The 11883-nt window shown below is 71.9% G+C and carries 12 protein-coding genes; 5 read left to right on the top strand and 7 right to left on the bottom strand.

Going from position 1 to position 11883, the window contains the following annotated elements; genetic code table 11:
• Positions 1-111 precede the first annotated feature (111 nt).
• On the bottom strand, positions 112-1743 hold the full coding sequence (locus tag AB0J80_RS29615) for a methyl-accepting chemotaxis protein (protein ID WP_364711330.1): 1632 nt from the start codon (positions 1741-1743) through the stop codon (positions 112-114).
• A 133-nt stretch (positions 1744-1876) separates the two neighbouring features.
• Between AB0J80_RS29615 and AB0J80_RS29610 the strand changes: the two genes are divergently transcribed.
• Positions 1877-2821, top strand: coding sequence for a 3,4-dioxygenase subunit beta (locus AB0J80_RS29610; RefSeq protein WP_364711329.1), 945 nt, complete (start codon positions 1877-1879; stop codon positions 2819-2821).
• Positions 2822-2839: 18 nt separating this feature from the next.
• Here AB0J80_RS29610 and AB0J80_RS29605 read toward each other — a convergent pair whose 3' ends face one another.
• The 6 genes from AB0J80_RS29605 to AB0J80_RS29580 all read right to left on the bottom strand — a co-directional run bounded on the left by AB0J80_RS29605 (position 2840) and on the right by AB0J80_RS29580 (position 7590).
• Complete coding sequence (locus AB0J80_RS29605; RefSeq protein ID WP_364711326.1) at positions 2840-4048, bottom strand: RNA polymerase sigma factor; 1209 nt, start codon at positions 4046-4048, stop codon at positions 2840-2842.
• Positions 4045-4401, bottom strand: a complete 357-nt coding sequence (locus AB0J80_RS29600; protein WP_364711324.1) for a YciI family protein — start codon at positions 4399-4401, stop codon at positions 4045-4047. The genes AB0J80_RS29605 and AB0J80_RS29600 overlap by 4 nt, the downstream gene beginning before the upstream one ends.
• 107 nt (positions 4402-4508) lie before the next feature.
• Complete coding sequence (locus AB0J80_RS29595; RefSeq protein ID WP_364711321.1) at positions 4509-5141, bottom strand: DUF305 domain-containing protein; 633 nt, start codon at positions 5139-5141, stop codon at positions 4509-4511.
• A gap of 68 nt (positions 5142-5209) precedes the next feature.
• A complete protein-coding gene (locus tag AB0J80_RS29590) occupies positions 5210-6298 on the bottom strand; it encodes a M15 family metallopeptidase (RefSeq protein WP_364711319.1) in 1089 nt (362 codons plus the stop codon).
• 228 nt (positions 6299-6526) lie between these two features.
• Complete coding sequence (locus AB0J80_RS29585; protein ID WP_364711317.1) at positions 6527-7060, bottom strand: hypothetical protein; 534 nt, start codon at positions 7058-7060, stop codon at positions 6527-6529.
• A complete protein-coding gene (locus tag AB0J80_RS29580) occupies positions 7057-7590 on the bottom strand; it encodes a CDP-alcohol phosphatidyltransferase family protein (RefSeq protein WP_364711314.1) in 534 nt (177 codons plus the stop codon). Before AB0J80_RS29580 ends, AB0J80_RS29585 begins: the two co-directional genes overlap by 4 nt.
• A gap of 158 nt (positions 7591-7748) precedes the next feature.
• Here AB0J80_RS29580 and AB0J80_RS29575 point away from each other — a divergent pair, with 158 nt between their 5' ends.
• The 4 genes from AB0J80_RS29575 to AB0J80_RS29560 all read left to right on the top strand — a co-directional run bounded on the left by AB0J80_RS29575 (position 7749) and on the right by AB0J80_RS29560 (position 11801).
• Positions 7749-8438 (top strand): LuxR C-terminal-related transcriptional regulator, encoded by a 690-nt coding sequence (locus AB0J80_RS29575; protein ID WP_364711313.1) that lies wholly within the window; start codon positions 7749-7751, stop codon positions 8436-8438.
• A 215-nt stretch (positions 8439-8653) separates the two neighbouring features.
• On the top strand, positions 8654-11185 hold the full coding sequence (locus AB0J80_RS29570; RefSeq protein ID WP_364711310.1) for an alpha-amylase family glycosyl hydrolase: 2532 nt from the start codon (positions 8654-8656) through the stop codon (positions 11183-11185).
• Between the two features lie 185 nt (positions 11186-11370).
• Entirely contained in the window at positions 11371-11610 is a 240-nt protein-coding gene (locus AB0J80_RS29565; RefSeq protein ID WP_364711309.1) for a hypothetical protein, read from the top strand.
• Positions 11601-11801, top strand: coding sequence for a hypothetical protein (locus AB0J80_RS29560; RefSeq protein WP_364711307.1), 201 nt, complete (start codon positions 11601-11603; stop codon positions 11799-11801). The genes AB0J80_RS29565 and AB0J80_RS29560 overlap by 10 nt, the downstream gene beginning before the upstream one ends.
• Positions 11802-11883: the final 82 nt, after the last annotated feature.

Raw genomic sequence — 11883 nt, 5'->3', positions numbered from 1 at the left:
CCAACCCCAGGCAGCACCCCACCATCCTCACAGTTGTATCCGGCCGTCCGGACCGCGCCGCGAGGCGGAAGCTGGGCCCGTCGCAGGCCGTCATGGCCGGCAGAACACGCCCTAAACGCGGAAGCCGGCGACGAGCTGGTGCAGCTCGTTGCTCATGGTCGCGAGGTCGGCCGAGGCCTGCTGGGCCTGGGTGACGCCGGTCGCGGTGGTGCGGACCGCCACCGCGACCCCGGCCATGTTCTCGGCGATCTCGCGGCTGCCCGTCGCCGCCTCGGCGACGTTGCGGCTCATCTCGGAGGCCGTGGCGGTCTGCTCCTCCACGGCCGCCGCGATGAGGTTCTGGGAGTCGCTGATCCGGCCGATCACGTCGCTGATCCGCCCGATCGCCCCCACCGCGCTGTCGGTGTCGGCCTGGATCGACTGCACCCGCCGGGCGATGTCCTCGGTGGCCTTCGCCGTCTCCTGAGCCAGGTCCTTGACCTCACCGGCGACCACCGCGAAGCCCTTGCCCATCTCCCCGGCGCGGGCCGCCTCGATGGTGGCGTTGAGCGCGAGCAGGTTGGTCTGCTCGGCGATGGCGGTGATCACCTTGACCACGTCGCCGATCTCCGCCGACGACGTGCCCAGCTTGCCGACCGTGGCCGTGGTGTCCCGGGCGGCGGTGACCGCCTCGGCGGCGGTCCGGGCCGCCTCGCCGGCGTTGCGGGCGATCTCCTGGATGGACAGGCCCATCTCCTCGCTGCCGGCAGCCAGGGTGTTGACGTTGCCCGACACCTGGTCGGCGGCGCCCGTCACCACGTTGGCCTGGGCGTCGGCCTCCTCCGCGGAGGCGGCGATCTGCGTCGACACCACGGACAGCTCCTCCGACGCGGCCGACAGGGTGCCGGCGTGCCCGGCGATGGTGGCGACGGTCTCACGCAGGGCGGCGGCGGTGCTGTTGAGCGCCTCGCCGAGGCGGCCCATCTCGTCCCGGGACCGGACCTCGGCCCGGGCGGTCAGGTCCCGCTGGGCGAGGCGGTGCAGCGCGTCGACGACCACGGACAGCGGGCGTACGACGGAACGCGTGACCAGGATGCTCATCAGGACCGCGAGCACGAGGGCCACGGCGAGCGCGCCGCCCAGCACCAGCAGGCTCGCCGTCCGGGCGTCGGCCGCCTCCTTGCGCAGGGACGCGACCCGCGCGTCGACCGACTTCTCGAGCTCGGCCGTGATGTCCAGGACCTTGCCGTACGACTCGGCCGCCTCGCCGCCGTTGATGCTCGTCATGACCTTGGCGCGGGCCTCCTGGGTGTCCGGCCGCAGCCATTCCATGAGCGTGGCGTCCCACTTGAAGAAGTCGTCCCACGCGGGCTTGAGCTCGGCGAACTTGGCGCGCTCGGCCGGGGTCATGTCGCCGGTGTGCGCCGCGGCGTAGGTGGCGTAGATGGCGTCCTTCGACTTCAGCTCGCCCTGGCGGTTGTAGCCGTCGGCGCCGGTGGCGTACGCGTACCCGAACGCGCCGGCGTCGGCGGCCACGAGGCCCTGCCAGCCGGTGACGTCCGCCGCGTAGTACTTCATCAGCTGCACATCGTCGCGGACCCGTTCCATGGCGGCGAGCCGGCGCTGGGCGTCGTCCTGCTGGCGCAGCCCCCACCAGCCGGCACCGGCGGCCGACAGGATCAGCACGGTGAGGACGCAGAAGGACAAGGCGAGCCGCTTGCCGACACTGACATCACGGAAATAGTGCACAACCAGCTCCAGCACCGATGGACGATCTTCCGTCGGATCCATCGGCAGCAAAGGCACGCACAGAAGGTCCGACTCATCAGTAACCCGTTTTCGCCCTTATTATCCGCATCTCGCGGACGCGGGACCGGTGATCTGCGAAGGTGTGACCATGCCGCCGACCTACGAGGGGCGCCCGCTCGCCCGGCCGGACGAGGAGCTCACCGACCAGGGCCTGGGTTTCGACCTGGGCACCCTGCTGGGTCGCCGGCAGGTGCTGCGGGCGCTCGGGCTCGGCGCCGCCACGCTCGGCCTGGCCGCCTGCAGCGATCCGGAGCCCGGCACGGCGAAGCCGACGTGGTCGTACTCGCCCTCGCCGACGGGCGAGATCCCCGACGAGACGGCCGGGCCCTATCCGGGCGACGGCTCCAACGGCCCCGACGTGCTCGACCAGAGCGGCGTCGTCCGCAGTGACATCCGGCCGAGTTTCGGTACGGCGACCGGCAGGGCCGACGGCGTACCCATGACGCTCGAGCTCGCCCTCACCGACCTCGCCAACCGCGGGCAGCCGTTCGCCGGCGCCGCCGTCTACGTGTGGCACTGCGACCGCGAGGGTCGGTACTCGCTGTACTCCGAGGGCGTCACGGACCAGAACTACCTGCGTGGCGTTCAGGTGGCCGACACCGACGGCAAGGTGCGCTTCACCAGCATCTTCCCGGCCTGTTACAGCGGGCGGTGGCCGCACGTCCACTTCGAGGTGTACCGGGCGAAGGACGACATCGCCGACTCGGCGAAGGCCATCGCCACGTCGCAGGTCGCGCTGCCGAAGGACGTGTGCGACAAGGTCTACCAGCAGTCCGGCTACGAGGCCTCCGCCGGCAACCTGGCGCAGGTCAGCCTCGCCTCCGACAACGTGTTCGGCAACGACTCGGCCGCCCTCCAGCTCGCCACGGTGACCGGCGACGTGGGCCAGGGATACACCGTCGCGCTGAATGTCGGCGTCGACACGGCGACCACACCGTCCGGCGGGCAGCTGACCGGCGACGGCGCGCCGTCCGGTGCCCCCGGCGGCACCCCGCCGGGCGGACTGCCTCCCAGCGGTCCACGCCCGTCCTGAACGCCCGCCGACGAGGACTCAGGGCAGGCCGAGCCGGGCGCGGCGGCCCCGGAGGAAGACCCGCTCGGTCTCGGTGCCGGCCAGCGCGATCGCCTCGTCGTACGCGGCGACGGCCTCCGCCCCGCGTCCGAGCCGGGCCAGCAGGTCGGCGCGGGTCGCGGGCAGCAGGTGGTAGCCCGGCAGCTCGACGCCCTCGAGCGTGGCCAGGGCCACCGCCGGACCGTGCACCTCGGCCACGGCGACCGCGCGGTTGAGCGCGACGACCGGTGTCGGCACCAGGGCCTGCAGCCGGTCGTAGAGCGCGAGGACCTGCCGCCAGTCGGTGGCGGCCCCGTCGGTGTGCACGGCGTTGATCGCCGCCTGGAGCTGGTAGGGGCCCGGCCGGTTGCGCCGCAGGCAGCGCCGGACGAGCTCGTGGCCCTCAGCGATGAGCGCCCGGTTCCACAGCGACCGGTCCTGGTCGGGCAGCAGCACCAGCTCGCCGGTAGCACCGAGCCGGGCGGGCCGGCGCGCCTCGGTGAGCAGCAGCAGCGCGAGCAGCCCCAGCACCTCCGGCTCGTCGGGCATCAGGGCCGCGAGCTCCCGGGCCAGCCGGATCGCCTCGGCGCACAGATCCGTGCGGATCAGCGGGCCCGTGGTGGCGGCGTAGCCCTCGTTGAACATCAGGTACAGCACGGTCAGCACCGGCGGCAGCCGGTCCGGCAGCTCCTCGGCGGCGGGCACCCGGTACGGGATGCCGGCGTCGCGGATCTTCTTCTTGGCGCGCACGATGCGCTGGGCGACGGTGGCCTCCGGCACCAGGTACGCCCGGGCGATCTCCGGCACCTCCAGCCCGCCGAGCAGGCGCAGGGTCAGGGCCGTCCGGGCGTCGGGGGCGAGCGCCGGATGGCAGCAGGTGAAGATGAGCCGGAGCTGGTCGTCGCGCACGGGTCCCACCTCCTGAGGCTCGTCCCGCTGGTGCAGCAGCAGCGCCTGAGCGTGCCGGGCCTCGCGCGTCGACTCGCGGCGCAGCCGGTCCACGGCACGGTTCCGGGCGGTGGTCACGATCCACCCGCCCGGGTTCGGCGGCAGGGTGTCCCACTTCTCCACGGCCGCCGCGAAGGCGTCCTGGACCGCCTCCTCGGCGAGGTTGACGTCGCCGAGGAGGCGGACGAGCGTGGCCACGCAGCGGCCGTACTCGGCCCGGTAGATCCGGTCCAGGTCCGCGGAGGGGCGGGCGGCGGTCAACTCTCGGGCTCGTCCTGGAACGGCCGCACCTCGACGGGCCCGGCGCACGCCTCCGCGCACTTGGCCGCCCAGCTCAGCGCCTGGTCCAGGTCCTCGCACTTGAGCACCCAGAAGCCGCCCAGCTGCTCCTTCGTCTCGGCGAACGGCCCGTCGGTCATCGTGGTCCTGCCGTTCTCGCTGCGGACCACCGTGGCGGTCTCGGCCGGCAGCAGACCTCCGGCGAAGACCCACACGCCGGCGTCCTGCAACTCCTTGTTGACCCGGTCGACCTGGGCGTAGAGGGTCTGGATCTCGTCGTCCGACGGGGTCGGCGCGCCCTCGACCATGTGTACGGCAAGCAGGTACTGCTTCATGGTGGCCATTGTGCCCTCCGGTGAGTCGGGATACCGGCTCCGTGCCGGCCTCTCACCAGGGCTACGAAAACCGGCCGCCCCGATCGACAACCCGGCGACATTTTTTTCTACAGCTGCGCCAGGATGCCGTTCAGCAGCTCGATCTCACTGCGGTGGACGGTCAGGATGCGCTTCGCGAGCTCCTTCGCCGCGATGCTCGTACCGTCGGCCAGCTCGGCCTCGGCGAGGGTGACCGCGGCGCGATGGTGGGCGATCATCATCGTGCAGAACCGCTCGTCGAAGCGGGCACTGTCGATCCTTTTCAGCTCCGCCAGGTCGGCGGCGGAGACCAGGCCCGCGGGCGGCGTCCCGGCCGGGCCCTCGACCGGCCGGCCCCACGCGGTCAGCCACGAGGTCATCGTGGTCATCTCGGGCCCCTGACGGACCCTGATCGTCTTCGCCATGTACTGCACTTCGGGATCGTCGGAGCGCTCCTGGGCCAGCGTCGCCAGCTGCGCCGCCCGCCGGTGGTGCAGGATCATCGTCTGCGCGAACCTGATGTCGGCTTCCGCGGCCCCCGAGTCACCGGCACGCGTCTGCACGGACTGCTCCGGCGAGTCCCCGGTCGGTTCGGTGGAGGGAGGGACGTTCGGGGCGACGGCCGGGACGGCGGTGCCGGCCGGCCGTCCGTCACCGGCGGGGCCCGCGCACCCGGCCGCGATCATGACGGCGATGATGCCTGCACCCAGCAGTGCCCGCATCCCTGCACGCTATCCAGCCCGGCCGCACTGCCGGGCCGGATCGCGGCGATCGCCCGCTCAGCCGCCGCTCAGCCGCCCGTGATGGACCAGTGCCACGGCTCCGAGGGCAGGTTCACGAACCCGTACTCGTCGGCGTGCTCGGACAGCCACCGGAACCCGGCGCTGTCGGAGGTGAGCGTCCGCCCGCCGGAGGTCATGTCGATGGCCAGCCCCAGCTCGTGCAGCGACCGGCCGGGGATCGCGGTCGGCACCCGGCACGACGACGGCGGCGCGGTCCACACGTCGGGGCAGCCGTTCGACTTGCGCAGCGCGATCTGCTGCTTCTTCGTCCGGAACCCGCCGCCGGACAGGGCGACCCCGTCGGCCTGCGCGTCGGCGATCATCCGCCGGAACGAGAACGCGACACTCCGGTGCACGGTGATGCCGTTCACGCTGGTGGTGTCGGCGACCTTGAACGTGGCGCGGACCTCGGTGACGACCTCGCGGCTGAGGGCGGCGGCCTGGGCGGCGTACTGGGCGGACCGGTCGAGGGCGATGAGCCGCTGCTGGTTCGTCCGGATCGCCGCCGAGGTGCGCTGCCACGCGACGACCGTCCGGTCCAGGTAGGTGGTGGCGGTCCGGGCGGCGGCCTGCGCCGCCTTCAGCGCCACGGCGGCCTTGCGGGCCTCGACGCTGCTGGTGGTCACCGACTTGGCCGCCGCGGTCACGGTGACCTTGGCACCGGCCACCGCGCCCCCGTTGCGGGGCCGCTGCTGCGACACCACGGCCAGGCGGTTGCGAGCGCTGGCCAGGGACTCCCGCGCGATCGCATACCGGGTACGGGCGGCCGCGTCAGCGGTCACCGCGGTGGCGAACTCGGCCTGCGCCGCGGCGTGCGCGGTCCGGCCCTTGGTGACCCGGGCGGACTGCGTCACGAGAGCGGCCCGCTGAGCGGCGAGGGTCTTGCGGATCCGCAGGTACGCCGGGCTGGGCGTGAGGCTGTGGTACATCAGCGACGACCACTTCTGCGCCACCTTCGGCACCGAAGCGGAGACGGGTTCGGGCGTACCGGCGACCGTCAGGGCCACGGCGAGGACCGCGGCGAGCGTGGCGGTGCCGGACCGCCGGGCTCGGAAGAAGGGCTGCGGAGCTGGTCGAACGTCCTGTCGTGTCGTCACCAGGCGAGTCTGTGAGCCGGGAGGTGCAGCTCCGGCCCAGCGCCGGAGCGGACAGGTTGCCGCAGGACCGGCCCCGCGGCGCCGCACCCCGGCCGCTCCACGACGGCAACCGTCCCGGCAACCGGACGCCGCTACCCGGTGAACTCCGAGAACGAGCGTGCCGCGCCAGCTCTTCGGCGCGGGCATCCACGGATCTGCCCGAACTACCCGGCCGTCTGCGCCTTCGCTCTACGGCGTCACCAGCAGGGAAGGGACGGCGGCGACCGCGACGAAGCGGGCGGAGCGGCCGAGCAGGCACGCGAGCGTGAAGGCCGGAGCGGAGATGCGCGTTCGTGCGGCGTACACCGTCGTTGCCAGCAGCGGCGGCACACCGAGCACCGCGCTGAGGAGGACGACGGGAGCCGCCAGCGCCGGACGGTCGAGCAGGGCCGTCAACCACCGCCCCCACGCGGACAGCCTGCGCCGCAGGGCACCGCCGCGGCCGGAGCCACGTCGGTGGCGGGAGGCCGGGCGGCTGAAGCGCCGGGCGACGACCGCCAGCCACCGCTGGGGCCGCCCGCTGCGCAGGGCAGCACGCGTGGCCACGAAGATGAGAAGTTTCCCGGCCGTCTGCCCGGCACCGGCCGCGACGCCCAGCGCCACGGGGCCGTGGTGTCCGGCGGTCCCGACGGCGACGAGGTACGGCTCGATCGGCGAGACCGGGACGAAGGCCGACACGAATGCGGCGGCGGCAACCGTGACCAGGACGAGGGGCGTGTTCACAACCGGCTCACCGTGACAAGCGAAGCGGCCTTGACGACGGCGACCGCGGCGGCGAGGCCGGTCGCCCACCACGGCGAGGGCGCCAGGAGGGCGAGGCCCACCACGCCACCGGTGTTGAGGGCCTTGGCCGCCGGCGACCAGTTCCACCGGTACACGCCGCGGTGCACCGACCCGAAGTAGTTGGGACCGAGCAGCGGCCATCGGAGGAAGGACAGGCTCAACAGGCAGTCCGCGACCATGAACTGTGCCAGGAACACCGCGATCGGCAGCGCGACGTCCGGACGCAGCACGAGCAGCGCCGCCGCGCACAGGGCCGTGCAGGCCCGGTCCGCGACGATGTCGAACACCGCCCCGGCGCGGGTCTCCTGGTCCAGCCGCCGGGCCGCGAACCCGTCGAGGATGTCGCCGGCCCAGTACGTCACGTACGCCCCGGCAGTGAGCGCGACGCTCGGCCGCGCGACCGCGGACACGGCCAGCGCCATCGCGACCACCGTGCGGACGGCGGTGATCGCGTTAGGTGTGTTGATCACGAGTCGGTCCCCCCAGCTCTCGGATGGATCAAGGCTGGCGGTGCGGACCGGCGCGCCACATCGGCGCGATGCCGTATCCGAGCGGGACATTCGACGTAGCCACCGGGCTGGAGCAGCGCCGGGACCCGACCGAGCGCACGTCGAGGACAATCGGCACCATGAACGAGAATCACCGGCTCAGCGATGCCGACCGGCAGGAGGCCATCGCGCGGCTCCGCGCCCACCGGGTTGCCGGACGGTTGACCTCCGAGGAGCTGACGACCCGTACGGAGGCGGCCGGGGAGGCACGGACCCGCGCGGACCTGAACGGCGTCTTCGCGGATCTCCCGGACGACGACCCAATCTGGCGGCGCGGGTGGCGGGACACGCGCTGGCGCGCCCATGCCCTGGCTGCTCTGGTCCTCGCCCCGGCCGCGTTGCTGTTGTGGCAGGTCACGCGCGACCCGCACCCTCCGCTTCGGGACTACGGGGCCGACTACTGGTGGCCGCTATGGGCGGCGCTGACGTGGGCGGCGCTGATCCTCCTGCACTTCCTGAGCGCCGCCGGCCTGCTCCGGCGGCCGGCGGAGGTCGGTCGCCTCATCCCGCCGCCTCGTCAACCTGAGGCCGGACACCGCTCGGACGAGCCGGCTCCGGCCCCCGCCGAGTCCCTGGAGAAGCTGACAACCCGCGAACGGGAGGTACTGGCCATGGTCGGCCGGGGTCTGTCGAACAAGGACATCGCGCGCGCCCTGTTCATCAGCGAGCGCACTGCGCGTACCCATGTCAGCAACATCCTCCGCAAGCTCGACCTGTCCTCACGCACGCAGGCGGCGCTCCTCGCCGACCGGGCCGGAGCGCGGACATAAGTCTCCAGCGGGTCGCGGATCATCCGGTGCCCTGTCCAGCGGAGGATGATCGACTCGAGTCGGTTCCTACCCGAAGAGCCTCCCGTACGGGGCCTCGGGGGCACGATTTAGTAACACGAGTTACTTGCTGGCGACAATTCGCGCTCGTCACCCTTGACTTAGTCTCGTAACAAGTTCTTCATAGAGGCCTCTTCTTCCCCCGAGGAGGCCTCGACGTGCCATTCCCCCACAGACCAGGTCGGACAGTCACGGGCTGGATCGCTGCATCCGTCCTCATCGCGGCCGGCGTCCTGCAGGCCCGGGTCGCGGACGCGGCGCCGGCCACGGTGACCGTGGCCGGAAGCTTCACCAGCGAGCTCGGCTGCGCCCAGGACTGGGACCTCACCTGCGCTCCAGCACAGCTGTCCGCCCGCCCGGACGGCTCATGGTCGGCGACTATCACCGTCCCGGCGGGCAGCTACGCCTACAAGGCGGCGCTCAACGGCAGCTGGGCGGAGAACTACGGCGCCCACGCGGTCGCCGACGGCCCGGACATCCCGCTGGTCATCCCCACCGGCGGACGGGCGGTCACCTTCCTCTACGACCCGGTCACCCACTGGGTCACCGACACCGTCAACGCCGCGGTCGTGACGGCCGCCGGGTCGTTCCAGTCCGAGCTCGGATGCCCGGCCGACTGGGCAGCCGACTGCCTGCGCTCCTGGTTGCAGGATGTCGACGGCGACGGCACGTACACCTTCACCACCACCGCCGTCCCGCCCGGGACCTGGGAGGTCAAGGCCACGGTCGGGCTGGCGTGGGCGGAGAACTACGGCCAGGACGGCGTCGCCGGCGGTGCGAACATCGCGTTCACCGTCGCCGCCGCGGGAGACGCCACCACCTTCAGCTACACGGCCGGCACGCACCGGCTCAGCGCCACGTCGGCGACCGATCCGCTCGACACGCTCGGCGCGATCTACCGTCCCTCCGCGACGACCTTCCGGATCTGGTCACCCGACAGCAGCGCCGTCACCGTCGACGTCGGGGGCACCGTCCACCCGCTCACGCGCACCGACGTCCCGGGCTACACCGACGTCTACCAGGTCGTCGTCACCGGAGACCTCCGGGGCAGGACCTATCAGTTCCGGATCAACGGTACGGCGGTGCGCGACCCGTACGCGCAGATGGTCGAACCCGGCACCACCCGCGGCATCGTCGTCAACGACGCGGCCGTCCTGCCCACCGGCGGCACCTGGGCGGACCGGCCGGCGCTGGTGAACCGGGAGGACGCGGTCGTCTACGAGCTCCACGTCCGCGACTTCACGATCGACGCGAGCTCCGGCGTCGACCCCGCGAAGCGCGGCAAGTTCCTCGGCCTGGTGCAGGCCGGGACGACGAACAACGGGCGGACGACCGGGCTGGACCACCTCAGGGAGCTGGGTGTCACGCACGTGCACCTCATGCCGGCCTTCGACTTCAGCACCAGCATGTACAACTGGGGATACGACCCGGCGAACTACAACGTGCCCGAGGAGCAGTACTCGCAGTACACGGCGCCCGAGGACCGCATCCGCGAGTTCAAGGACATGGTGAACGGCTTCCACCGGGCCGGCATCCGGGTGGTCATGGACGTCGTCTACAACCACACGTTCAGCAAGGACGCCCTGCAGGCGATCACCCCGCGCTACTACACGCCCGCCGATCTGTCCGGCACCGGGAACTCCCTCGACGACGGCAACCCCATGGTGGCGCGGATGATCCGCGACTCGCTCGAGCACTGGGTACGCACGTACAACGTCGACGGGTTCCGCTTCGACCTGCTCGGCGTGCACCGCGCCGCCAACGCCGCCGCCTGGGGCACCCACCTCACCACCCGGTACGCCGACCGCAACCTTCTGCTGTACGGCGAGCCCTGGTGCGGCGCCTGCACCGATCCCGACGAGTCGGCCAAGGTCCGCTACGGCACCGTGCCCACGCTGGGGGGCGCTCACATCGGCGTCTTCAACGGCACGTACCGCGACGCCGTCAAGGGCGGCACCCGCGACCGGATCATGAACTACATGGGCGGCGCCGGCAACGCTTCGGCCGTCGCCCTCGGTACGCGCGGCTCACCGCTGGCCACAAAGAGCACCGGCGCCCTGCCCGACCTGTGGGCGCCCGCGTTCGCGTACGACCCCGAGCAGAGCATCAACTACGTGTCGGCGCACGACGACCTCAACCTCTACGACAAGATCACCTACTCCGGCGCCTCCGGGGGCGCGGCGGGCCGGGCGGGGCAGATCGACAAGTTCGCGGCCGGCATCGTCCTGACCTCGCAGGGCATCCCGTTCCTCGCCGAGGGCGACGAGTTCCTGCGGTCCAAGGTGGTCGGCGGCGACTACGAGACGGCGATGAACTCGTACCGGGCCCCGGACGCCGTGAACGCGGTCCACTGGGGCGACAAGACGACCAACGCCGCGGTCTTCGCGTACTACAGGGACGCCATCGCCGCACGGAAGTCGATCCCGGCACTGCGCCTGACCAGCTGGGACAGCATCCGCAACCAGGTCTCGGCCAAGGCCTCCGGCTCGGTCGTCGTCACGTCCATCAGCGGGAACGCCGCCGCGCCGACCGACTACGACACCGTCGTGGTCTACAACCCGGGCACCAGCGGGTACACCGCCACGCTGCCGCCCGGCACCTGGCACCGGGCCCTCGACTCCTCCGGCGCCACCGACGCCGCCGGCACCACCTGCGCGGCGCTATCCGTGACCGTCTTCCGGAAAGGCTGACCCGGCCGGTGGCGAAGGCTCACATCGGACCGGTGAACGGAAATGAGGTGGGGAGCACACCGGGCCATCGAATCCGCCCTATAGGGATAGCGCACCAGTTGGAGCGAACCGTCCCCTGCCGGCGTGCGATGGAAACGTCGAGCGGCCGGCAGAAGCGCCGGTTCGAGAGCTATTCAAGGGATTCAGTGAACCTATTTCCGTCCCGTGCGGCCCGTGCCGGGGTCGTCGTCGCCTCCCTCGCCGCGGCTGCCGCGGCGACCGCGGTCATCGCCTGGCAGGCGGCGGCCCGCGCGGACACGAAGGTCGACATGGTGGCCCTCGGCGACTCGTACGCCGCGGGCGTCGGCGCAGGCACCGAGACGACGAGTGCCGCCGGACCGCGGTCGCGTACGCCGAGCTGCGGGCCACCGGGGACGTGTCGCTGACCCTCGCGGCGTGCAGCGGCGCGACGTCGGCCGACGTCGTGGCCCAGCAGCTGACGTCGCTGACGGAGGACACCGACCTGGTGACCCTGACGGCCGGCAGCAACGACCTCCACCTGTTCCGAGAACGGCTTCCGCCGATTCCACTCATTTTCCGCCTGCACGCCCCCGCCATTAACAGTGAGGTTTCTTAATGAAAGGGAGAGGACGCGACAATCGTTGCCCCTAAGGGCATCGTCCGACTCTCGCCACGGCAATGAATCTTATTGTGGACCG

Source organism: Actinoplanes sp. NPDC049548 (assembly GCF_040676695.1).
GTDB lineage: Bacteria > Actinomycetota > Actinomycetes > Mycobacteriales > Micromonosporaceae > Actinoplanes.
Note: the sequence above shows the minus strand (reverse complement) of the source record. Positions and strands in the feature narration are given on the sequence as shown.